The sequence below is a fragment of the Deltaproteobacteria bacterium genome (assembly GCA_017302835.1).
GTDB lineage: Bacteria > Bdellovibrionota > Bdellovibrionia > Bdellovibrionales > Bdellovibrionaceae > UBA2316.
On record JAFLCC010000001.1, the window covers coordinates 62,781 to 87,101 of the forward strand.

The window sequence follows — 24,321 nt, forward strand, 5'->3', positions numbered from 1 at the left end:
CTATTTTAAAATAATGTAAGACTTTATACTTAGTTTTTCTTCAATACTAGACTCCTTAACAAAAAAAGTGCTAGGCTGTAGAAACACAGTTTAGGGTCTATTTTTATTACCAAATGAGGATACAAATGAAATTACTTGGAGATCAACTATTACAATCAGAAAGAATAAATCAACTTATCCAAGAATTAACTGCGGAAGTTGAGAAAAATAATTCACAAATTTCTGGAATTAAATCACCCACTTCGGAAAATCTAGATTCCTATAAGAAACTGCTCGACTCTGCTGGTCAGTTTCGTGGCCGCCCTCTTCACTATCCCTATGTGGGCTCAGGAGCCGGCCGTGGACCCTATGTAGAACTTGCCGATGGCAGTGTCAAAATGGATTTAATCAATGGCATCGGAATTCATCTTTTTGGTCATGCACACCCCAGGGTGATTCATGCCTCCTTGCGTGGATCTCTTATGGATATCGTGATGCAGGGAAATCTAGAGCCCAACCGGGAATATCTTCAGCTATCCCAAAAATTAGTCGGTCTTGCTGGCAAAAAAAGTCGTCTAAAATATGTTTGGTTTGCTACCTGTGGCACCATGGCAAATGAGAATGCGCTCAAAATGGCTAGACAAAAAAATTCGCCTGCAAGAATGATTGTCTCTTTTAAAAATGCTTTTGCTGGCAGATCCACCATGATGGCAGAAGTCACTGACAATCCGGCTTATAAGCAAGGTCTTCCTGAATACCATGAAGTTCTGCGTCTTCCTTTTTATGATAAAAAAGACCCCTCCTCTTCAGAAAAAACATTGCGAGCCCTCAAAGAGCATGTCGTGCAACAAGAACAGCATGGAAATAAAATTGCCTGTTTTTCATTCGAACCCATGTTGGGTGAAGGTGGCTACATGCCTGCAAATAGAGAATTTTTTGTTCCACTTTTAGATTTTTGTAAGCAACAAAAAATCGCTATCTGGGCGGATGAAGTTCAAACTTTCGCAAGAACAGGAGAGCTTTTTGCCTTTGAGACTTTGGACATTGGTAACTATATTGATATTGTTACTATTGCCAAGACAGTTCAATTAGGCGCTACTATCTACACTGAAGAATTTAACCCTAAACCAGGTCTTATTGCAGGAACGTTTTCTGGATCCACTGTCTCCATGCATGCGGGAATGGAAATGCTAGACATGCTTGTTGGCGAAAATTATTTTGGCCCCCAAGGGCGCATTCAAGCCATACACCGCCAAGTAGTTCAAGGGCTGAATTTCCTAAATGAAAATTCTTGTAAAGGTAAAATTACTGATGCCTGTGGCATGGGATTAATGATTGCCTTTACTCCTTATGATGGAAAAAAAGAGCAAGTGGATGCCTTCCTAAAAAATCTTTTTAACAATGGAGTTATTGCTTTTTCATGTGGGAAAGATCCGATGAGGGTTCGGTTCTTAATTCCTGCCTGCATCAAGGATGAGGAAATTAAAATCGCCCTGCAAGTAGTTGAAAAAACCATTCTTCAAAGCAATAACTAATTTATGGATTTTATCCAAGCTTGCAGAGAATTTATCGCTATCGACAGTACTCCTTCCCATGGATCCTATAAAGCTGCCGATTTTGCTGCGAGGTTCTGTCAGGAACTTGGTCTTTTTGTTGAAAAACAAATTGAAAGATCAACCCATTTTGAAGAAATGAATTTAATCATTCGACCAACAGCTGAAAGGCACAGCCTTGAGTTTTTATTTCAAAATCACTTAGACACTTCTGATCCCGGGCCCTATCACGCATGGGAAAAAACGGGATTAAATCCTTTTGATGCCAGCATTGTTGATAATAAGATTTATGGTCTTGGTGCCGCAGATGTTAAACTAGATTTTTTAATTAAAGCTCAAACTCTGAGTGAATTTAAAAACATTAAATCTTTCTCTTTACCCCCGGTTTTAGTCGCCACCTTTGGTGAAGAATCGGGAATGAACGGCACTCTTAAACTCATAAGAAAAAATAAAGTGTCTCCTAAATACGCTCTTATTGGCGAGCCGACCAATTTGGAAATTGCTAGTTCTGCTAAGGGCTTTGTTGGCGTTGATATTCAAATTCCTTTTTCTGAAGAGGAAATTCAGTACCGAGCTGAGCATAACCTCAGAGAAAGCACTTCCACTCAAAGTAAAATATTTCAAGGCAAAGCGGCGCACTCTTCAACTCCACACCTGGGTGAGAGTGCCATTGTAAAAATGCTAGATTATTTGGAATTACTGCCTGACAATATTGCGATCATGGAAATTGACGGGGGTAATAATTACAATACCGTACCAAGTCATGCGTTCATGGAATTAGACCTCACTCCCATGTTGAACCCCATCAATTCTAAAATTATTCAAATATATAAAGATATCAAAAGACTCGAAGAGGAATTTTTGCAATATCAAGATCACTCCTTTACTCCCGTTTCTCCAACTTTAAACATTGGTCTTATAAGAACCTTTCATGATCATATTTTATTAAGTGGAAATTGTCGTATTTTGCCAAATATCCCTCAAAATACCTTTGAAAAATGGATGGCTTTTTTAAAAAACTCTTGCAGCAAAAATAATTGCCGATTCAATATCACTGATTATAAAAAACCATTCAAAACCAATGACTCTTCGGTATTTCTTAAGGGTGCCAGTGCCGTTTTGATGGAACTTAATTTAAACTCAACCCCTATTTCACTTTCTTCTACTAACGAGTCCAGTTTATTTAGCCGGTTAGGTATAGATTGTCTCTGTTTTGGTCCAGGTTTAAGAGATGGTAATATTCACACCCCCAATGAACATGTAAAAATAGATGATCTTGATAAAGCCACCCAATTTTATAGGAAAATGATTGAAAGGTTTTGTATATGAGTTTTATTATCCGACCGGCTCAACACGAAGATGTAAATCAACTCGTCGATTTGGCGAAACAGTTTAATTTGTTAAATCTACCTGGCGAAAAAAAAACTCTCCAAAATAAAATTGAAAAAAGCATGAAATCATTCTCGGAAAACCTTCCCAAGTCTTCTAGTGAATATTTATTTGTTCTTGAAGATACTGAAGAAAAATTAGTCGTGGGTTCTTCTTTGATCATCGCCAAACATGGAACCGATGATATTCCTCATTTTTTTTTCAAATTATTAAAAAAAAATCATTTTAGTGAAGATCTTGGGACTGGGTTTATTCATCAAGTACTCCGTTTTCAATTGGATACCGATGGCCCTACAGAAATTGGCGGTCTATTGGTAGATAAAACCTATCGCCGCAGGCCAGAAAAACTTGGAAAACAAATTAGTTTAGCTAGATTTGTCTACATGGGCCTATACCCCAATCGTTTTGAAGACCGTGTTTTATGTGAATTAACTCCGCCCTTAACTGAAGAAGGTCGCAGCGAGTTCTGGGAGGCTTTGGGTCGCAGATTCACTGGCCTTCCCTATCAAGAGGCCGATGTTTTAAGTCAAAGTCATAAAGAATTTATTCAAAGTCTTTTTCCAGAAGATGATATTTATCTTTGTTTGCTGGATTCAAAAGCCCGACTTGTCCTTGGTCGTGTAGGTCAAGCAACAAAGCCAGCACAGCATCTATTAGAAAGTATTGGGTTTGAATATTTAGATGAGGTAGATCCATTTGATGGAGGTCCTCACTATGGTTGTAAAGTGGAAGCCCTCGCCCCGATTAAACAAAGTCGAATGGTCCGTTTGACTGAGTTTAAAGATCCCAAATTTCAAGGTCGAGTTTTAGTCGGAGTTCCCGGCGATCATTTTAAAGCTGCAGTTGTTCCCTATGATTTAAGGCATGATGAGATTTCCATCCCTTCTAAGATGAAAGATCTTCTTGAAATTGAAAATGATTCAGAAATATTTGTAACCCCCTTCGAATATGAAAAGTAAAAGGAGAGCTTATGAGCTTCAAAGGTGATTTCATAAATGGGCAATTTCTTAAAATTGAAAAACCAGATGGAGAATTTAAAGATATTTCTCCGGCCGACCTAAGCGATGTTCTGATGACCGTTTCCTTTAAACACGAACATGTCGATGAAGCTTGCTTTGCTGCCAAAAAAGCCTATTCGCCTTGGGCTCACCTCAGTTTTGAACAAAGAAAAGAATATCTTTTACGCTTAAAAGAATTATTTGTGACCCATGAAGCTGAAATGGCCAAAGCCATTTCTAGAGACACGGGAAAACCTTTGTGGGATGCCACCACCGAGGCCAAAGCTCTTTATGGAAAAATTGATATCACTTTGAATTTTTCTTCCAAGCTCATACAAGAAGAAAGAATTCCCAATGCCCTCCCCCAGGTAGATGGAGTCATCCGCTATAAACCTCGGGGTGTGATGGCCGTTATAGGGCCCTTTAATTTTCCGGCTCATTTACCTAATGGACATATTATTCCTGCTCTCTATGCTGGTAACACAGTTGTTTTTAAACCTTCAGAACAAACACCTTTTGTCGGGCAACTTTATTCTGAGCTTATTGAAAAGGCTCAATTTCCACCGGGTGTTTTCAATATGGTTCAAGGTGATGGCGAGTCAGGAAGACGGTTAGTTTCCCATGAAGCTGTGGATGGAATTTTATTTACTGGATCTTACGAAGTTGGTCTCAAAATAAAACAAGAGACCATGACACACTATTGGAAAATATTAGCACTGGAAATGGGTGGAAAAAATTCAACCGTGATTTGGGATGATGCCGATATGGACAAGGCCCTGTATGAGACTCTGATCGGCGCCTACATGTCCACTGGACAAAGATGTTCTTGCACAAGTCGTATTTTTATTCATGAAAAAATAGCTGAAAATTTTGTTGAACGTTTTTACCAATCTGCGAAAAAACTAACTATTGGGCATTGGTCTGAAAACCCTTTCATGGGTCCTTTAATAAATGCTTCCGCTGTTGAAAAATACTTGCGCTTCCAGGAAATTGCGAACCGTGAAAATTGTGAATCCATGATGCGAGGTAAGGTTTTAGATTTAAAAACAAAAGGACACTACGTCACACCTAGTATTCATCTTGTGAAGAAATTTGATCCCAAATCGGTATATCAAAAAAGTGAAATTTTTGGACCTAATGTTGCTGTCTTTACCGTGAACGACTTTGACGAAACTCTTTCTCAGATTAACTCAACTGGTTATGGTCTGGTCATGGCTTTATTTACTAAAAATGAATCCCTTTACAAAAAAGCACTTTTAGAAGCTCGAGTTGGCTTATTAAACTGGAATCGTACAACCAATGGAGCTAGCTCGAAACTTCCTTTTGGCGGCATGGGTAAATCAGGAAATGACAGACCCTCGGCTCACTTTGCAATTCAATATTGCACGGTACCCGTGGCTAGCCTTGAAGACTTGACCCCCTTTGATGAAACTAAAATGGTCCCAGGATTGACATTTACAAAATGAGTCGTTTATGTTGAAACCATCTACCATCAATAAACCATTACGAGTTTTTTTCTTAGCTGTTTTTTCTTTAATTTCTTCTTTGGGAATTTTAATAGGTTTTTTATACTGGAACTTTGTTTTCAAACCAGCTTCGAAGGAAACCAAACAAGTTGTGTACGAAATCACTCCTCAAAAAACATTCAAAACAATTGCTAAAGAATTAGAAGATGCCAATTTAGTTAAAAACGCTCAATTTTTTAATATTTATGCAAAAATTATTGGTTTGCGATCCAAGATCAAAGTAGGTGAATACTCATTAAATTCAAGCATGAGACCTAAAGAAATACTGAATGTATTGGTTTCGGGGATCAGTATATTTAAGCCCCTGACCATTCCTGAAGGCTCTAATCTTTTTGAAATTGCCGAGATCTTTGAAAGAATGGGCTTAACTACAAAAGAAGAATTCATTCGACTTTGTTTTGATCAAGAATTTATCAAATCTCTGCTTGGCTATTCCGTTCCAAGTCTAGAAGGGTATTTATATCCTGAGACCTATCAAATCACAAAATACATGAATCTAAGAGATATCCTTAAGACACAAGTTAAACAATTTCAAAATGTATTTAATGATATTATGGAAAAAAATAAAATAACTTATCTAAAACCAAATGAGTTATTAATACTTGCAAGTATCATTGAAAAAGAAACTGGCAATCCATCAGAAAGAGTCCTTATCTCCTCTGTCTTTCATAACCGCCTTCGAATCAAAATGAAATTACAAACTGACCCAACTATTTTATATGGAAAATCCTTATCCAATAAAAAACTTGAAAATAATATTACTAAACAAGACCTCTTATCTGACAACAATCCCTATAATACCTACAGAATTCCGGCGCTTCCCCCTGGGCCTATTTCTAATCCCGGAAGAGCCTCTCTTATGGCGGCTATCCAACCAGCTCAAACTAATTTTTTATACTTTGTAAGTCAGAACGATGGGACCTCTAGATTTACTGAGAATCTGCGAGAACATAATTCCAATGTTGAAGAAACTCAACTCAACCCCAAAATGCGCGAAGGTAAATCCTGGCGAGATTTAAAAAAATAATCCGGATCGATATCAACAATTTTCTAAATGACCATCTTTTAAAAAAATTTTCATGTCTGCTAAAGCTGCAAAATCAGCGTCATGGGTCACATAAATTACTGTTGTTTGTCCCTCTCTGGTTGCTGATTTTAATATATTCATAACAATTTCGCCATTCGTTGAATCTAGATTCCCTGTTGGCTCGTCAGCAAAAATATATTGTGGCTCTTGAATTAAGGCTCTGGCAATAGCCACCCGCTGTTGTTCACCTCCTGAGAGCTGCCTTGGCAATCGATCCAACTTTTCTTCTATACCAAATTGAGTTAGCAAATCAATTCCTCTTTTTCTTCGTGCTATCTGCTGGCCCGTTCTTCTTGTAGGCATTAGTACATTTTCCAAAGAAGTTAATTCAGGCAACAAATAATGAAATTGAAAAATAAACCCCATTTTCAAGTTTCTGAACTCATGAACTTCTTTTTCATTCATTGTTGAGATTTCTTTTTTATCAAAAAAAACTTTTCCACTGGTTGGGTGATCCAAAGTACTCATCGAATAGAGCAAAGTTGATTTGCCCGAACCAGATCTTCCTGTAATCGAAACAAAACTGTTATCTGGTATTTTAAACGAGATCCCATGAAGAATTTCTATGGGAGGTTCACCAAAAGACTTTTTTAAATTATCTACAACGATCATTTTTATTCGCCACTTCTGACAATATCTATGGGATTTAACTTGCCAGCCGCCCGCGCCGGTAAATAGGAAGACAAAACCGATGCCCCTACGGCCATAGCAATTCCCATTAAATATAATCTTGGAGAAAAATTTACCCTCATCGTATCCATCATCCCTCCAATTTTTAAAGTACTTAAATACAAGCTCATCAAAAATCCAAAAAATAAGCCGATGATTCCACCTGAAATTCCAAGGAATAGTCCCTGAACCATAAATAAGTTTTGAATTTCCGAGGGATCAAATCCAAAACTTCTTAAAATACCAATATCTTTTCTTTTTTGATTCACCAAAATATTAAGAATATTATAAATTCCAAATGAGGCAACAACCATAATGGCAACGGTGATAAAGGTTCTAATAAAATCTTGCAAACTAAAAACGCTTAAAATACTCGCATTACTTTGGTCCCAACTTTGAACTTTTTCGTCTGTAAATGCCGCATACTCTGCTGCAAAAGTTTGCGCATCTTCCACATCAGTCAGCCGGATGGCGATATCGGTAATTTCACTTGGACGCGACAATGCATTTTGTACGTCTCTTAGATGAGCATATCCAATGCTATCATCTATATTAACAATTCCTGTTTTGTAAATTCCTGAAATCTTAAATGGAATCAAATCCGCCTTACCAACGGAAATTAAAATCGTATCGCTTAATTTAGAACCCATTTTTTTCGCCAATCCAACTCCAAGAATGACTCTGTTTCCACCACCCGTAAGAGATTGGTAATCTCCAGAAATCATATAGTTTGAAATATTGGTTACTTTGGCTTGATTTACAGGATCTACACCCTGAAGTTTTCCACTGAGACTGATGCCACCCTTGATATATAAAACCATGGCCCCAATTAAAGGAGAGTAGGCAAGAACTCTTGGGTCTCGATCCAATTTATGAAACCATCCTAAGGGATAATTAATTTTTGCGGATTCTTGCCTCCCAGAAGGTGTTGTGACCCAAAACACGTGACTTTTATCCTTGAATAAACTCACGTTTAGATCTTGCTCCGTCACCATTTTTTCTTTAGCACTGATTTTTACATAGGCATCGTTGTTAACTAGCTGATCGATAATAAAAGATTGAAATCCCGTCATGATGGCGGCAAAGGTAATAAAAGCCGTGGTACCAAGTGCCACTCCCAATAAGGTTAACAAACTTTGTTTGGGTCTGGCAAAAATGTGTCTGAACGCTAAAAAAAACATAATGATCTTATTTCCTTACCAGAATTAAATCTTCTTCTTTAATCTCACCTGAAATCTCTTCGGCCCATTCCTGATCCATAATTCCCAATTTCACCTCATGCTTTTGTTTATCCTTATTTCTAATCAAAGTGATAAATTTATTACTGATGGATTTGATGGGTATTAAAAGAGTTTTGTCTTTACTTGCAACCTCAATAGCCACATCGGCTGTCATTCCTGGTAAAATTTCCTTTGGCAATTTCTTGACTTCAATTTTTGCAATAAATTGTCCCATGGAAGGATAGAGAGTTGTCACTTGTCCTTCGATCAATTCATTTCTTAAGTTTTCAAAAGAAATTCGAGCCTTCATGCCTGTCTTAACCCTGAGACTAGCCACCTGGTCTAAATGTGATTCAATAAATACTTTTTCCAAATCTTCGACACTCACCACCGTTCTATCTGCAAACACATTTTCGCCCACATTATAGGGAATACTTAGTACGGTTCCATCAAAGGGACTGCTTACGGTCGGTCCATCTTCAAAACGCAAAAGTTTCGTTCCTTTAGATACTTTTTGTCCTTCTTGAACATACAAAGCATTCAAAGTTTTCCCGACTCCTGATTTAAAATTAAACTTATAGTAACTTTGTACAGTGCCAAGACCATAAATAACTTCTGTAATGGGTCCCATCTTAGGCTTTACAAGTTCAAATGATTTTTTATTTTGATTCCACTTAAATAAAATAAAAGCCAAAATCACCACGACCGGAATAATTAATAAATACTTTTTTTTCATCTGCGACTCCACTCACTGCTTCCCATTGTCTGCTTTCCATTTAATATCTCATTTTGACTATTTCAATTCAACACATGTCTAGACTTTAGTCATTGTCTCAATTTGAATCATCTTTAACTTATTGATTATTGGTGATTTTTTCTGTCTCAAAATGAATGTCTCTGGCACGTGTCTCGCAATGATCTCTTTTTATAAAGTTTCATCACAAAAGGAGACAACTATGAAACACTTAACAATCGCCCTTATCATGACCCTATTAACTTCTTTCTCAGCACTTGCGGCCGGCAAGAGCAGATGTCCTCTGGCTGCTAAAGGCACTCTTGCGACTAATGATGGTTCTTACACTCGGCTTGACATGAGTCGAAGTAAAAGTGCGCTAGCAACTGTAAATGCAAATACAGCTTCTGAAAAATCACAAAAGTAAACTATCGTTCTGATTTGCTTGCAAGAGGTGTTTTGGAGTGGCTTGAAAATAGATTATGAATGCTTTCTTTTGAAGACTTATAGGCATTCTCTATGGCCAACGCCCCTCCAGCAGCTGCTGCCTGAATGTGTTTAGGAATAGATGACTGATAAAACCATGTAGTTAGGGTTTTTTCCAATGTCGAATGGTTTACTTCGATTTGTAATATTCCAATGAATAAAATACTCAGTACGGCACATTTTAAAATATATAACAAATCGCTTATCATTTATTTTCCTTTCCTAAATTTGTTGTGGTACCCACAACTTTTTCTAAAGCTTTAAACAAACTGAGTTTGGTAAATGGCTTTTCAACAAACTCATCCACACCATTTTTTTTGGCATTGATAATAATTTTCTCATCGTCGATTGTTGACATACCGATAATTTTTAACTCTGGCCAAATGATTTTTGCCTCTGCCGCGACCTCAATTCCATTTTTAAAAGGCATAACAAAATCTAAAAACAAAACATCGGGAAGAATCTTTTTAACTAACTCAATGGCTTCATTGCCATTGAAAGCCGAACCAACAAACTTAAACTCATCTTCGGTTAAAAGATTTTTTATGACTTCATGAATGAAGGGAGCGTCATCGGCTATGGAGTATCTGACCATGATAATATGTTGACCTAGTTTGGAATTAAATGAAACGTTCCTGACTGATATCTAGACCTATGCTCTAGTGAATTGACCCCCCTATAATAATTAAGCAAAATAGACCTATGAACCAAACTTTATCTGAAAAAATAACTCGACCTTCAAAAATTAATAAACGACTCGAAATAAGTTTATCATTGGTTATTCTGCCTCTTTTTTTTAATTTACAAACTCTTGCGAAACCAACAAACCCGACTCACCAAAAAAATTCGACAAATATAGCTAAAATTGCGCCACCAAATAAAGAAAGAATTTATACCAGCAAGGATGACGAGGCGATTACGATAGAAAAAATTTATTTCGAAACTTTTTCAGATAATATGAATCATATTTACGCGCAAAAAGCACAGGAAAAAATTACTTCCTTATTCGCTGAAGAACCTCAATGGGAGATAGTTACAGACCCCAAACATGCAGATATTCAAGTTTCTTCCCGCCTGACGAAAAATCCAAAAACAATTTCGATAAGACTGAGCTTTTCGTTTACTAAGAAAACGGATTCTAGCAACTCAGACTTAACTTTTAGCGATTCCGTTGACTTAGAAAATGTTTTTGAAATGGAAAAAATATTGCTCAGCTATGAAAATCTTTTCTATTCCCTTAAGAAAAGAATTCCCTATCAAGGGGTTATCTTGAGTCGCTCGCAGGACCAAGTCACTCTAAGTCTAGGAAAAAAACAAGGCCTTTTAGAAAACCAAGATGTCATAGCTATTTTAATAACTAAAATTAAAAAGCACCCAAAAACTAACTTCTATATTTCAGCTGAGAAAGAAATTCTTGGAAAAATTCAAATTACGAAGGTTGACGAAGCCCTGAGTTTTGGAAAAATTCTTTATGAGCGTGCTGAAAATTCGATTCAAAAAAATACAAAAATTGAGTTTTCCAAACTGGACCTCCGGCTGACTCAAGAAAATCCAGATATGAAAAATAGACCTGACAGCCCCATCGTCATTGGAAAATCTCCCCAGCAAGAATGGCTTCCTACCGAGCCACCTCAATTTGGAAAAGTGAGTATTACTGGCGGTTTAATTCAATACACCCACAATTTGAACTTCCTATCAGCAGGCTCAAAAACAGTTGGCCAGTGGTTAACTCCAACGATAAAAGCCGCTGGCGAATTGTGGATCAATCCAGAATTTCACTTAGAACTATTTTTACGACAGTCCTCTTTCAAAGTTTCTAACCCTTTAGAAGGTTCAGAACCAGGCTCTGTCAACACAAGCCTCAGTCAATACCAAGTAAAAGCAAAATATAATTATGCTCTGGATTCTTCATTTAGATCACCCCAATTTCAAGCCTCCATTGGCATGGGACAGTTCACTGCTAGTTTTGATACAACCGCTCCCGTGTCTTTATCTTCTCATTCTTATGGTGGAATTTTACTGGGTTTTAATGGTCAATTTCCTATTTCAGAAGAAATACCCGTAGATCTTGGACTATATTTTAATTATTTCCTAACAAAAACACTCAGTGATTCTGCTGCTGCAGAATCCTCAGGAGTTCAAATAAATGATTTTGGATTGCTCTTGAGATATCTCAAATCACAAAAATTATCTTATATCTTTGATCTCAGCTTTGAATACTACGCTTCTGATTTTAACAGCAGCACCGGAACAAGAGCTGACCCTATCAATGGCGCCACCCACAGACTCATGACCACTATGGCAGGAATTGAGTATTCATTTTAACAGGTTTTTGCTGCCTTCAAAGTTTCCCATTCCTTCATATAATCTTCTAAATCCAAAGGTTTAGTAATGGTCTCGTCTGAGGGATTTATATACTCGCCTTGAACTCCATCCCAACCTTGAAATTTAATACTCCGATGGGTCCTTTCCAATGAAAAGGAAGGTACAAAATAGGCTTTGCCACCACCGTTTGGAATGTCTAATGAAAGTTGAGGCATGGCCAATCCTGATAAATGACCCCAAAGATTTCTTTGAATTGTTAATGAATCTTCAAGAGAAGTTCGAAGATGATCTGTTCCCAAGGACGGGTCACATTGAAACATGTAATAAGGCTTTACCCGAAGGTAAAGTAATCTTCGCGAAAGGGCTTGAACAATGGCTTCATGATTATTGATACCGTTGAGCAACACCATTTGATTAAATGTGGGAATCCCATGATCCACAATCATTTCCAGTTTTTCTGCTGCAATTTCTGTGAGCTCTCTTGGATGATTAAAATGAGTCATCAAATAAACAGGTTTGTAACGCCTCATGGTTTTTAGTAAGTCTTCGTCAATTCGTTGTGGACAGACCACAGGCATTCTTGAACCAATTCTTATAATTTCAACATGCTCAATTTTACGAATTTCATTCAGGATATTATCAATTATATTATTGCTTAAAGTCAGCGGATCTCCACCCGAAAGAATCACCTCTCTTATTCCTGGATGTGATTTGATATAACTTAAAGATTCTTCAAATTCTTTCGCTTTTAAAAATGAAAGCTCATTTCCAGTAAAATGTTTCCTCGTACAATAGCGACAGTAGACACTACAAAAATCGGTAACCAAAAATAGAACTCTATCCGAATACCTGTGAATCAATCTTGGAGTTTTTAAATTTACTTTTTCCCCCAACGGATCCAACATTTCTTGGTACTCTGATTTGAGCTCCTGCAATGAGGGCATTAAAATCTTTCGAATGGGATCTGATTCCACATCTTTACAAAGACTCGCATAATAGGGTGTTGTCCTTATATTAAATACAGCCTCCGAGTTTTTAAATGCCTGTTCCTCGGAATCAGAAAGTTTAAAGTATTTTTTAAAGTCCAAAATATTCTTAATCGAATTCTGCATTTGCCAATTGTAACTATTCCATAATGATTCTGTGATCTGGTAATCATTAATAAGAAACGATGGGATCTGGGGATTTTTTTGAAAGCTTATTTTTGGCATTATCAGAAGATAAGTAAAGTTATTTTTTACTAGAGTCAAGTCATTGAAAATTCGAAATAATTTTAAAAATCTTATTTTGATATACTACAAGTTAAACACTTTCTCATTTTGATACGCTTTTAATAGATTTGTATTTTCATATTAAATTCCAACAGGATAAGCCTTTCAAGGGCCATATTCAATGAGACCACTTTGTTGTCACTGGCTTTGCATTTTTATAGGAATGTACAGCTAATTTTTTATTAGCAGCAAAGTTTACAACTTTTTTGGAGGCTCTATGAACTCAGTTTTACACAACTATAAAAAATGGCTACTTTATGGTTCCCTACTATCAACACTTGGATTTACCATCTCAGGCACCAACCCCAGAACCGAAGGCCAAATTTCCCTCTCCGCAGAGTCTCCACCTGCTGCAGCTGCTGCACCCGATAAGGCACCCGATAAGGCACCCGATAAGGCACCCGATAAGGCACCTGAAAGAGCAGCGCCAGCCGTAAAAACAATAACCCCACCAACAGCTGCTTCTGCTTCTACTTCACCTTCACCTACACCAACGCCAGCAATTGCTCCTCCTTCAACTAATGCAGCCTCAAAAGATCAAAACAAGGAGCAAACGATTAATGCATCAAATGGAAAAAAAGAAATACGCTATAAAACTTTACAACGTGATATTTTAAAAAATAGATATGACATTAGAATTTTAGAAGATGAAACTAATGGATCATTTGCAATATATAGACCGGTAGACACAGAAGGAAAAACTTGTGAGGGTTGTGAGAAAACTTATAGCACTATACCACTTGACTCACAAACTAAAGGCAATATTGATGCTATCGTTAATAGTATTGAACAAGATCTAATCACGCGAAAAAAAATTGAATCCACCAAAACAACAACAAATGAAGAACCGCTTAAGAAAAAAGCTGCTGATGGTGCTGACGATGTTGTTGAAGAAGACACAAGTGCTAGTGATAGACTTTTAGAATCTATTAATACAGCTTGTGATAAAAGCGATAAAGAAGCTGCAAGGCAAATAGAATGTAAAGTAAACAAGTACATTGCCTTGCTGAATCGACGCTTAGATAAATCCAAGGACAAAAATAAAGTTGTCATTGATGACGATAAGGCCCTCGATTTTTTTAATGATAACATCAAAGAAGGGCTAAAGGATATGCTAACTCATAAATTTGTAATGCCCATGGTTTATAACAATGATGTCTATGATAGATATTCTATGAATATGGAATTTAACGAGGAAAAAGTTGCCGCCAAAAAAGAACAAGAGAAAGCAATCAGCTTGATTAAAAAACTGATGAAGGAATTAGGTTCTAAGTACAAAAATGTCAGAAAAGAAATTGCGGAGCTACATAAAGATGCAACAAGGGAACAAGCAAAAGACGCTCTGTTAAATTATACACAATTAAAACTTGCTGAAAAAAATAAGGACAAATTAGGCATAGCTTCAAACTATGGAAGCTTTGCAATGAACGATGAGTTCTTAAGATCCTTAGACCAGAATCTTTTTTCCGATCTAAGTTCGGGAATTAATGACTCTCGACGATTGAAATTACTTGATAATGGCTCCTATGACGAGATCATGAGACTATTAAATAATTCTCACTCTGGACTTTGTCTTTCCTACTCAAGAGCCATTGGACAAAATTCTGATAGTTGCGGATCCCTACAAGGTGCCAGTCTTTCAGATTTTTCAGTATCCGACATCGTTGAGGCTCTTACCAATAGTAAGAGAAATCAACGCGGCAACGTTAGCGGATCCCCTGCTGCCATACAGTCAGCCCCTGTTAGCAACGGTCGAGGTTCACCCCGAGGTCAGTGATTACTCTAGGGGGTAATCACTATACCCCTTTTCACCTGGAGTATAAAAAGTGTTATGATCTGCAGGTGTAAGTGGTAAATGTTTTTTCATTTTGGTCACAAGTTTGGGATTCGAAATGAACGGTCTTCCGAAGGCAAATAGGTCACCTTTTTTTTCAGATAAATCGTGTTCAGCTTTTTTAACGTCATATCCACCAGACAGAATCACAACTCCATTAAAGTTTTTTCTAATTTTAATTTTTACACTCGGCCTGACTTCAGGTGCACCCATTGAGGAATGATCGACAATGTGAACATAAAGAATTCCAATTTTTTGTAAATCGATGGCTAATTTTTCATAAAGATCTTCCATATGAGAATCTGCCACCATACCATTAAACACGCCATAGGGAGACATTCTAAAGCCCACTTTTCCTGGGCCAATTTTCTTACTGACAGCTTGAGTGACCTCTACCGCAAAGCGAAGTCTGTTTTCAATGCTGCCTCCCCATCGATCTTGACGGTGATTGCTAGCGGTATTTAAAAACTGATCTACCAAGTATCCATTTGCTCCATGAATCTCGACCCCATCAAAACCCGCTTGCATCGCGAGATCTGCGGAATGAGCGTACTCTTCAATAATGCTCAGTATTTCATTTTCGGTCATTTCTTCAGGAACAGGAAAATCCTGTAAACCATTTTGATCGGTCCAAATTTTTTCCCCTCTAATGGCATTAGGTGAAGGTGCAATTATTTCTAAGCCCGACATCATGTTGTCGGGATGAGCGGCTCGTCCACAATGCATCAATTGGACAAAAATTTTGGAGCCAGCATGATGAACTGCTTCAGTGACTTTCTTCCATGCTTTGGCTTGCTCGCTGGTAAATAATCCCGGAATTCGCGCGTAGCCTAGACCATTATCCGATGGAGAAGTTCCTTCGGTAATTATTAATCCCGCTTCTGCTCTTTGTGCATAATAAGTCGCAACCATATCGCTAGGAATATTGTCGACACAGCGATTCCGAGTCATTGGTGCCATCACGATATGATTATTTAATAACATATTTCCTAGTTTGAAATTTGAAAATAAATGGTTCGACATGAAAATCTCCTTGTATTTTTAGATTTGAAGTTATTAGAACTGAATGGCAATCTTTGAAGTTAAACCGTAAGTGAAACTACTATCAGCTCCAGGAATTGAATTTGGTTTAAACGCACTTCCGGGAAATAAAAATCCCATCTGATTCACCCACTGGACTTTTTCCCTGGCCTTATAAACAAACTCAAGATCCCACTCAAAACCAAGATCTTTAGAGGCTCCATTATTTGCTAAAGGACTTGTCACTAATTGGGCCCAAGTAAGGTACTGATTAAAATCAAGTTTTTCATTCCATCGGTATTTCAACACCGGTGACACGTAAAATGCGTTTGAGATGGCTTCATCATCTAAAGTATTTCCTGCATGAAGTCCGCTAGCAACCGTCACATTTTTATTGGCTCCCGTTCTGAGGACATCATACAAACCCAGACGATGATTAAAGAGCAGAAAGGCAACATCATAATTTTTATCAAAGAAAAAGCCTTCGAAATCATTAGTTTCTGGATTATCACCGCTAGCGATACCTGCCTTTAACAAGTAACTCCAATTTGAACCTGTCTTAAAATTCCACTCCGAAGCAATTCCATAGCCATTCACTTTGACACTTTGGCCACCTTTTAAAGCACCAATTTCTCCTGATAAAAATCCTGCTTCTAAGCGAAACCCAAAGGAATCCCAATCTCTTCCTAAAATAAAATTAGTTCTTTGAACATTGAGATCACCACTTCTGGAATCTCCAACGGCACCTGGATTCACGGACAAGTCTACAGGAACATCATTGGCTGTAACAGACGCTTTTCTTCTTTCTAACATGACACCAATTAAACTTCCTGAATCCTTATTTTCATATTGAACTAAAAAACCTTCATCTTGGGTCATGCTGCCTTGCTGGTACCCGTCCTCAGAATGACGAGCAAAGAAAGGCATCAGAGTTAAATTATTTATCAGAAATTTATAGGCAATTTGATCACGATTATTATTCCAATGATCAAACAAGCCATCCCCCAAAGAGTAATTCATTCCAATTCCAAAATAAAATGGAGCTCTTCCAATAATAAAAGAAGCATTCTCCTGTGAAATGTTTAAATATAATTGACTTACCTTTACTGGCATACTGTCTGCCGAGTGCCCAAAAGCACTTGACTTTGATGGGCTTGAAGTTTTGTCTTCACTTCTTCCCCATTGCGACCCCAAATAAGAATTATAATTGCTGTCAACATTTGAAAAAATTTCGAATCTAGAAACAATTTTAATACCGTCCGAAGCTTCAATTCTTGGTGCCAAATACAGGTAATTTAAACCATATGATTTTTTTAAAGAAGGATTTGTAAGGCTAGGTTTATCTATTTCAACGAATTCAAATCTATATCCACCCTTCCAATCTAAATTATTGGCAGCACTCAAAATAGAGGTTGTAAGAGTTAATAGAAAAATAAAAGAATTAAATTTTTTAATCAAAGGACACCTCTATATTTAATTATTAACAATACCAAGTACATCAGATTCTCTCAAAAAAATGACCGTTTCGCCTTGATACTCAATCTTGCTTCCAGAAAATTGAGAAAAAATGACTTGATCACCTTTCTTAACATCCAATGGACGGATCTTACCTTTTTTGTCTAAATGACCTCTGCCAACGGCGGCCACAACACCTTTCATATTTCCAGACACATCTGTTACCGTATCAGGAATATACAAACCACCAGGAGTCATTTTTTCACCTTCAGAAATCATTACTAAAAGACGATCGTCCAAAGGTGTTACCCAATTTTGAAAATCAATTTTACTCATAACTTTCTTAGCGGGCATCAAGGAAACTTTGATTTTTGTTGTAGGCATAGTTTTAGACATAACCTTAGATATAGTTTTGGACATAGCTTTAGGCATTGCCTTTGGAGCCACTTTAACTTTAGTTTTAACCTGAGGCGCCACCTTAGATTTACCTTTAATTATAGTCGCCACCTTACCTTTTGCTAATTTACCCTTTGTTAGTACTTTAGGCTTAGCGTTAGACTTTGTCTTAGCTTTAAGCTTAGGCTTGGATTTTGGTTTGGATTTAGACTTGGATTTAATCATAACTTTAGTTTTATTTTTCTTGGCCATGTTTTCTTCTTTCCTCTTCATAATATTTTTTAAACATAATTTCCCATTCAGGGGACCCTTCGATAACTCCTCTTTTTAAGGAAGCTACCTTGGCCTTTGCTTTTGTTTCTATTTCTAAATCTTCTTTTACAAATTCCTGTATTGCTTTTTTAGCCAATCGTAATGCTTGATCTTCATCGGTATAATCAACTAAGTCATCGTTCCAAACTGAATCCGTTAAAAGATGGGCCCAATGGGATTGCCGCTCTTCTGACAAAATCATAGAATCACCTTTTTTTCTTTTGCTAATTTTTGTTTTAACATGGGATACATTTTAAATCTTTGAAATTGCCCCGAATTACTTCTCTCTAAATCATCTAACATTTTATTCACTTCTTTTTCTAAATCGAGTTCTTTTTGATAATCAGTTCGAAGAGCTTCAACGAGTCGAGAGTATACTTTTTTTTCATCGACTTTAAATTGAACTATATTCTGATCTTTCCAAGACTTTAGAACCTTATTAACAATGACTTCTAAATGCTGATTTGATATTTTCATATGAGCCCTATGTTTAGAAACCGATTAAAGACCATTTTGTTAGCTTTTACAATCACTCTGACGCTGTCAATCATGCTGACAGCTCAGGTTTTCACACATTATGAATCGGAGCTTGAGAAAAGACTCGAATCCAAAAAGTTTATTCACCCCACAGAATTTTTCGCAGCACCCTTACAATTTAGAGTGGGAACCTTTTTAAATTTTCCTCAAACTATTGATAAGTTTACCAAGTTAAATTTTCGCCCTAGATCTTTAGGACAACGCTTGCTTTCAGGAGATTATCTTTACAGCGAAAAGAAAAATTGCGAGACCCTTTTAGGATCTTCAAACTTAGATTATGCTTACTGTTTCGGTTTTGTAAACAAATCAGTCGCGACAGAAAACTCAGACAAAGAAATCAATTGGCTTTTCTTAGATAATTCTTATTTAATCATGAGCATCACCAAGGGCTCTCCACCCATCAACAAAGACTCTATTGAACTAGAGCCCGAGCTTTTAGCACAATATTTAAACACTGAGCCCATCATGCAAGAAGAATTGTCACTCAACGAGATTCCAACCTACTGCCCAAATGCCATCATGGCCATTGAAGATGTCCATTTCTTAACTCATACGGGGTTTAGCTTAACTGGAACGCTCCGAGGATTAATCCTTCCGCTGCTCAAGGGCAAAAAACCTCAAGGTGGCAGCACGATCACTCAACAATTAGTTAAAAATTATTTTCTTTCCAACGAACGCTCTATCAAAAGAAAAGCCCAAGAACTTGTTCTTTCTGTATTAATTGAAAAAAAATTTAGCAAGGATCAGATTCTTGAAACCTATATGAATATCATCTACATGGGCCAAAATGGTCCTTTCCAATTGATTGGTCTTGGTGCTGCTAGTAGGTTTTATTTTCAAAAGAAGTTAAGCGATGCCAACCTTGCTGAGTGTGCCTTGCTTGCGGCTATCCTTAATGGTCCAGGCGTCTACAACCCATTTTCTAAAAGCGAAAAAGCATTAACAAGAAGAAATCTAGTTTTATCAAAAATGAAAGGGCTAGACCTTATTTCAGAACTGGAATTCGAAGAAGCAAAAAAAATCCCGCTTCCAAATAAAAAACCAAATCTCGCTTCTGAAACAGCTCCTTACTATATTGATGCTGTACGAAAACAGATGAATGAATTAAATCTCCCCCTTGAGGGCAGCAAAATTTTTACCGGATTAAATCTGGAGCTTCAACAAGGGGCTCAGGAATCGTTAACAAAACATCTTGAAAAATTAGAAAAAGATAATAAAAAAATTTCAGATATAAAAACCAAAGGAAAATCCTTAGAAGGGGTTGTCTTATCTGCTGATAATTTCGACGGATTAATCTCTGTAGCTGTTGGCGGACGCAACTTTAGAATGACTCAATTCAACCGTGCTATAGATAGTCATCGACAAGTTGGTTCTATCTTCAAACCACTGGTATACCTGACTGCGCTCAACAAAAAAAGCCTTACAGGTGAAAATTATCACTCGCTATCACTTATCTCTGATGAAAAATTTGAGGTTAAGTATGAAAATCAAAAATGGTCGCCAGAGAATTATTCCAAAAACTTTTTTGGACCCGTTCCCATTTATTTTGCCTTAAAAAATTCGCTGAATGCGGCCACTGCGAAGTTAGGAATTGAAATTGGTTTATCAGAAGTCATTGAGACAGCAAAAGCTTTAGGAGCCAAATCAGAACTAAAAAATCTGCCCTCTTTAACCCTTGGGGCTTTTGAAATGTATCCAACTGAAGTTCTACAAATTTATTCAAACATTGCTAATTTAGGAAATTCACAAAAACTGAGCTTTATTTCTAAAGTTTTAGATTCGCAAAATAAAATACTTTTTGAGCATGCCATTAATCATCAGCAGATTTTTGACCAAGTGAGCTTATCTGTTTTAGTTAGTATTTTAAAACAAACAACAAGGACTGGTTCTGCAAAACAAATCTCTGCGATGCATTTTGATTATCCTGTTGCTGGAAAAACAGGGACAACCAGCGACTTTAAAGATGCTTGGTTTGCTGGTTTTACACCCTTCATGACATCGATAGTATGGGTAGGTTATGATCAAAACTTAGTGTCTGGCTTAACTGGCGCCAGTGGAGCGGTCCCCGTTTGGCTTCAATACATGCAATTGGCATCCAACAAGTTTTCAAAAAATGATTTTTCATTTCCAATGGATAAATTACAAAAAGTTATTATCAACTCAGAATTAATTGAAAAAGCCAAAATTAATAAAGATCTCGATCCCTCTATAGAGTCTTTTGAATTACTTTTCGATAAAAACAAGCTTCCCTCTTTTATAGAAAAACCTTAAATCTCTCCCCTGAATTCGCATTTATAAGAACTCCGACCTTTTGATAACCAGAAAGGTCCAAAACTAAAAAACCCCCACAAGTTAATCCTGTGAGGGCTTTTCTAAATCTGGATAACAGACGATAAAATACCTAAAAAGATATTACATCATATCGCCCATACCACCCATTCCTCCCATGCCGCCCATTCCAGCGCCGCCACCAGCAGACATTTTATCTTCTTTTTTAGGAGCTTCAGCAATCATTGTCTCTGTTGTTAGCATTAAAGAAGCTACAGAAGCAGCGTTCTCTAAAGCACATCTTACAACTTTAACTGGGTCAATAACTCCGTCTTTTATAAGATCCGTGTACTCATCAGAATAAGCATTGTATCCCCAAGCCGTTGATTTATTAGAAATCACTCTATCTAGGACAATAGCTCCGTCAAGACCAGCATTGTGAGCAATTTGTCGTAAAGGCTCTTCACAAGCGCGCTTAATGATAGCAGCACCCCAAGACTCATCTTCACTGTACTTAGATTTATCAACTTTTAAAGAAGCTCTTACTAAGGCTGTTCCACCACCAGCAACAATACCTTCTTCAACAGCAGCTCGAGTCGCATTCAAAGCGTCTTCAACACGTGCTTTTTTCTCTTTCATTTCAACTTCAGTAGGTGCGCCAACATGAATCACAGCCACACCACCAGAAAGCTTAGCTAATCTTTCTTTTAGTTTTTCTTTATCGTAGTCAGAAGTTGTCTCTTCAATCTGAGCTTTGATTTGAGTCACTCGTGCTTGAATTTCTGCTTTCTTACCGCTTCCATCGATAATTGTTGTGTTGTCTTTATCCACAACAACTCGCTTAGCAATACCCAAATCAGCAACCGTAGCCTGCTCAAGTTTTCTTCCCATATCCTCAGAAACAACTGTGGCACCAGTAAGAACAGCAATATCTTCTAGCATCGCTTTTCTTCTATCGCCAAAACCAGGAGCTTTAACAGCACATACATGTAAAGTTCCTCTTAATTTATTAACAACTAAGGTTGCTAAAGCTTCACCATCAACATCTTCAGCAATGATTAGAAATTGTCTTCCTTGTTTTGCAACTCCTTCAAGTAAAGGAATCATATCTTTCATTGATGAGATTTTTTTGTCATAAACAAGAACGTAAGTATTTTCTAAAACCGCTTCCATTCTCTCTGAGTTAGTTACGAAATAAGGAGACAAGTAGCCTCTATCAAATTGCATACCTTCAACAACACTAACTTCCGTTTTTGCTGTCTTTGATTCTTCAATAGTGATAACACCTTCTTTTCCAACTTTATCCATAGCATCTGCCAGCATCGTACCTATTTCTTTATCGTTGTTCGCAGAAATAGAACCAACTTGAGCCACTTCATTAGAACCTTTAACTGGTTTAGACATCGCTTTTAATTCAGTAACAATAGTAGCCACTGCTTTATCAATACCACGTTTAACTGCCATTGGATTATGTCCAGCAGTTACGATTTTTGCCCCTTCTCTGTAAATAGCTTGAGCCAATACCGTTGCTGTCGTGGTTCCATCACCTGCTTCATCGTTAGTCTTAGAAGCAACTTCCTTAACCATTTGAGCGCCCATATTTTCGAATTTATTTTCTAATTCGATTTCTTTAGCAACAGTGACACCATCTTTTGTGATCAAGGGTGATCCAAAAGATTTTTCAATAACAACATTTCTTCCTTTTGGGCCAAGGGTGACTCTTACTGCATTTGCAAGGGTATTAACTCCCTTTAAGATAAGATGTCTTGCATCTTCTGAAAAACGTAATTCTTTACTCATTTTTTTCTCCTCATTATTTTGAAATAATTTATATTTTTTATTTTATATTTTAAACTTTGATCTCTATTTGGATCGGATTTCAATTTAGAACTGATCCCTATTTAAATCTCTATTTTATTTTTTAACAGAAACAGAACTTTAATTGGTATTTTTATCAAAAAACCTCTTTTATTAAAGAGTCTTAGTTAAAAACTCCAAGAACGTCTTCTTCTCTCATCATTAAATATTCATTTCCATCTAGCTTTAACTCTGTTCCAGAATATTTACTGAACAAAACCTTATCACCCGTCTTTACTTCAAGTGGTAAAACTTTACCATCTTCAGTAACTCGGCCTTTTCCTGTAGCAATAATTTCACCTTTTTGTGGTTTTTCTTTTGCTGTGTCAGGGATAAATAACCCACCAGCCGTTTTTTCTTCTTCTGCCATACGACGTACTAAAATTCTGTCGTGCAATGGACGAACGCCAATTTCTTGTTTTGCCATAAAATGCCTCCTATATTAATTTTAAAGATAAATGAACGCGACAGGAGTTAATATGAATGGAGGTTTAATCATGTCAAGGTAAAGGCTCTAAAGTTTTGCATCAAAACTAACTGATGGCTAATGACTTATTGCGTTGCTTTTTATCTAATTCTACCTGCATAATCTTCACCATAGGCCGAAGGACCGGTTATCCCATTTGATTGAGTACCTGAAAAAGAATCAGCAAAGGCATTGATTAATTCCGTAACTTCTTCAGTATTCATTTTTTCTGCAGCCCCCTTATAAGCTTCTTTTTTATTTTCCAATTTGGTTAAATAAATAGCAAAATAATCCTGAACTGTGAGTTGCTGAGCCACCTCTAGTGAAAATAAATCATTCTTTAATTTAGCCTCTAGCTTTTCGATTTCAAGATCTAAACCTGAACTAGATTCCGCCTTTTGTAAATTTTGAAGATTTTGTATATTCAATTTTTTACTATTAATTTGAGTAATTTGAGCTCTGGTTAACGCTACTTTGCTTTTAGCTCTTTGAATCTTCTCTTGTCTCCACTCTTTATAGCTTTGCACATAGCTTTGTGACATTTTTCCACTTGAATTTCCACTTGAATTTCCATTTGAAAAAAGGTTTTTCTCTTGAATTTGTGGTTTTTGAATTTTTTTACCTGGCAATATGACATTATTATTCAGATTGCTTGATTTCGAACTGCCAAACTTCAAACCTTCAGAATTTAAACTGACTTTAATCTCTTTTGAAAAATCAGATGCCACTGACGGTAGGGCAGCCAATAACCATATTTCTATGCTGATGACGAGTAAAACTGTTAAATTAAATGACATTTTTTTACACACGAACAACTCCGTAACAAAGGAGTAACAAAATGAATGCCACACCTAAGAAAGAATTTAACTAAATCTTATCTTTTTATTTTCTTTTAATCACTTTTTTGATGGCCCAAAATGAGCCTGGCTGACTTTTTCTT

Annotated in this window: 23 protein-coding genes; 9 read left to right on the forward strand and 14 right to left on the reverse strand. The window is 36.9% G+C overall.

Going from position 1 to position 24,321, the window contains the following annotated elements:
- Nucleotides 1-125: 125 nt before the first annotated feature.
- Genes J0M15_00300 through mltG form a run of 5 tightly spaced genes read left to right on the forward strand, consistent with a single transcriptional unit; the run spans nt 126 to nt 6,472 of the window.
- Nucleotides 126-1,514 (forward strand): aminotransferase class III-fold pyridoxal phosphate-dependent enzyme, encoded by a 1,389-nt coding sequence (locus J0M15_00300; GenBank protein MBN8535464.1) that lies wholly within the window; start codon nt 126-128, stop codon nt 1,512-1,514.
- A 3-nt stretch (nt 1,515-1,517) separates the two neighbouring features.
- Entirely contained in the window at nt 1,518-2,861 is a 1,344-nt protein-coding gene (locus J0M15_00305) for a M20/M25/M40 family metallo-hydrolase (protein MBN8535465.1), read from the forward strand.
- Complete coding sequence (locus tag J0M15_00310; GenBank protein MBN8535466.1) at nt 2,858-3,880, forward strand: arginine N-succinyltransferase; 1,023 nt, start codon at nt 2,858-2,860, stop codon at nt 3,878-3,880. Before J0M15_00305 ends, J0M15_00310 begins: the two co-directional genes overlap by 4 nt.
- Before the next feature lie 11 nt (nt 3,881-3,891).
- Nucleotides 3,892-5,385, forward strand: a complete 1,494-nt coding sequence (locus tag J0M15_00315; GenBank protein MBN8535467.1) for a succinylglutamate-semialdehyde dehydrogenase — start codon at nt 3,892-3,894, stop codon at nt 5,383-5,385.
- A gap of 7 nt (nt 5,386-5,392) precedes the next feature.
- Nucleotides 5,393-6,472 (forward strand): endolytic transglycosylase MltG, encoded by a 1,080-nt coding sequence (mltG, locus tag J0M15_00320; GenBank protein MBN8535468.1) that lies wholly within the window; start codon nt 5,393-5,395, stop codon nt 6,470-6,472.
- Nucleotides 6,473-6,484: 12 nt separating this feature from the next.
- Here the strand turns inward: mltG and J0M15_00325 are convergent, their stop codons facing one another.
- Genes J0M15_00325 through J0M15_00335 form a run of 3 tightly spaced genes read right to left on the reverse strand, consistent with a single transcriptional unit; the run spans nt 6,485 to nt 9,157 of the window.
- On the reverse strand, nt 6,485-7,144 hold the full coding sequence (locus J0M15_00325; GenBank protein ID MBN8535469.1) for an ABC transporter ATP-binding protein: 660 nt from the start codon (nt 7,142-7,144) through the stop codon (nt 6,485-6,487).
- Nucleotides 7,145-7,146: 2 nt separating this feature from the next.
- Nucleotides 7,147-8,382: an ABC transporter permease gene (locus tag J0M15_00330; GenBank protein MBN8535470.1), complete on the reverse strand. Its 1,236-nt coding sequence runs from the start codon at nt 8,380-8,382 to the stop codon at nt 7,147-7,149.
- Nucleotides 8,383-8,389: 7 nt separating this feature from the next.
- A complete protein-coding gene (locus J0M15_00335; protein MBN8535471.1) occupies nt 8,390-9,157 on the reverse strand; it encodes an efflux RND transporter periplasmic adaptor subunit in 768 nt (255 codons plus the stop codon).
- A gap of 220 nt (nt 9,158-9,377) precedes the next feature.
- Between J0M15_00335 and J0M15_00340 the strand changes: the two genes are divergently transcribed.
- Nucleotides 9,378-9,581, forward strand: coding sequence for a hypothetical protein (locus J0M15_00340; GenBank protein MBN8535472.1), 204 nt, complete (start codon nt 9,378-9,380; stop codon nt 9,579-9,581).
- A gap of 1 nt (nt 9,582) precedes the next feature.
- Here the strand turns inward: J0M15_00340 and J0M15_00345 are convergent, their stop codons facing one another.
- Complete coding sequence (locus tag J0M15_00345) at nt 9,583-9,849, reverse strand: hypothetical protein (protein ID MBN8535473.1); 267 nt, start codon at nt 9,847-9,849, stop codon at nt 9,583-9,585.
- Entirely contained in the window at nt 9,846-10,235 is a 390-nt protein-coding gene (locus tag J0M15_00350) for a response regulator (GenBank protein ID MBN8535474.1), read from the reverse strand. The genes J0M15_00345 and J0M15_00350 overlap by 4 nt, the downstream gene beginning before the upstream one ends.
- A 107-nt stretch (nt 10,236-10,342) precedes the next feature.
- Here J0M15_00350 and J0M15_00355 point away from each other — a divergent pair, with 107 nt between their 5' ends.
- Nucleotides 10,343-11,965, forward strand: a complete 1,623-nt coding sequence (locus J0M15_00355; protein MBN8535475.1) for a hypothetical protein — start codon at nt 10,343-10,345, stop codon at nt 11,963-11,965.
- Here J0M15_00355 and J0M15_00360 read toward each other — a convergent pair.
- The gene (locus tag J0M15_00360; protein MBN8535476.1) at nt 11,962-13,176 is read right to left on the reverse strand and encodes a KamA family radical SAM protein; all 1,215 of its coding nucleotides are present in this window, start codon (nt 13,174-13,176) and stop codon (nt 11,962-11,964) included. The genes J0M15_00355 and J0M15_00360 overlap by 4 nt on opposite strands.
- 277 nt (nt 13,177-13,453) lie before the next feature.
- Between J0M15_00360 and J0M15_00365 the strand changes: the two genes are divergently transcribed.
- Entirely contained in the window at nt 13,454-15,013 is a 1,560-nt protein-coding gene (locus tag J0M15_00365) for a hypothetical protein (protein ID MBN8535477.1), read from the forward strand.
- Here the strand turns inward: J0M15_00365 and J0M15_00370 are convergent, their stop codons facing one another.
- The 5 genes from J0M15_00370 to J0M15_00390 are packed head-to-tail and all read right to left on the reverse strand — an operon-like array spanning nt 15,014 to nt 18,730.
- Nucleotides 15,014-16,093 carry an alkene reductase gene (locus J0M15_00370; GenBank protein MBN8535478.1) on the reverse strand — a complete coding sequence of 360 codons (1,080 nt, stop codon included), beginning with the start codon at nt 16,091-16,093 and terminating at the stop codon, nt 15,014-15,016. It abuts the gene before it with no gap.
- 33 nt (nt 16,094-16,126) lie between these two features.
- Nucleotides 16,127-17,548 carry a hypothetical protein gene (locus J0M15_00375; GenBank protein ID MBN8535479.1) on the reverse strand — a complete coding sequence of 474 codons (1,422 nt, stop codon included), beginning with the start codon at nt 17,546-17,548 and terminating at the stop codon, nt 16,127-16,129.
- A gap of 15 nt (nt 17,549-17,563) precedes the next feature.
- A complete protein-coding gene (locus tag J0M15_00380) occupies nt 17,564-18,193 on the reverse strand; it encodes a co-chaperone GroES (protein ID MBN8535480.1) in 630 nt (209 codons plus the stop codon).
- Nucleotides 18,177-18,455, reverse strand: a complete 279-nt coding sequence (locus J0M15_00385) for a DUF507 family protein (protein ID MBN8535481.1) — start codon at nt 18,453-18,455, stop codon at nt 18,177-18,179. The genes J0M15_00380 and J0M15_00385 overlap by 17 nt, the downstream gene beginning before the upstream one ends.
- Nucleotides 18,452-18,730: a DUF507 family protein gene (locus J0M15_00390; protein ID MBN8535482.1), complete on the reverse strand. Its 279-nt coding sequence runs from the start codon at nt 18,728-18,730 to the stop codon at nt 18,452-18,454. The genes J0M15_00385 and J0M15_00390 overlap by 4 nt, the downstream gene beginning before the upstream one ends.
- On the opposite strand from J0M15_00390, the gene J0M15_00395 reads away from it, so the two are divergent.
- Nucleotides 18,731-21,061 (forward strand): transglycosylase domain-containing protein, encoded by a 2,331-nt coding sequence (locus J0M15_00395; GenBank protein MBN8535483.1) that lies wholly within the window; start codon nt 18,731-18,733, stop codon nt 21,059-21,061.
- 141 nt (nt 21,062-21,202) lie between these two features.
- Here J0M15_00395 and groL read toward each other — a convergent pair whose 3' ends face one another.
- The 3 genes from groL to J0M15_00410 form a co-directional block, all read right to left on the reverse strand.
- Nucleotides 21,203-22,858 (reverse strand): chaperonin GroEL, encoded by a 1,656-nt coding sequence (groL, locus tag J0M15_00400; protein MBN8535484.1) that lies wholly within the window; start codon nt 22,856-22,858, stop codon nt 21,203-21,205.
- Between the two features lie 181 nt (nt 22,859-23,039).
- Nucleotides 23,040-23,327 (reverse strand): co-chaperone GroES, encoded by a 288-nt coding sequence (gene groES / locus J0M15_00405; GenBank protein ID MBN8535485.1) that lies wholly within the window; start codon nt 23,325-23,327, stop codon nt 23,040-23,042.
- Nucleotides 23,328-23,482: 155 nt separating this feature from the next.
- Nucleotides 23,483-24,190, reverse strand: coding sequence for a hypothetical protein (locus J0M15_00410; GenBank protein MBN8535486.1), 708 nt, complete (start codon nt 24,188-24,190; stop codon nt 23,483-23,485).
- Nucleotides 24,191-24,321 lie beyond the last annotated feature (131 nt).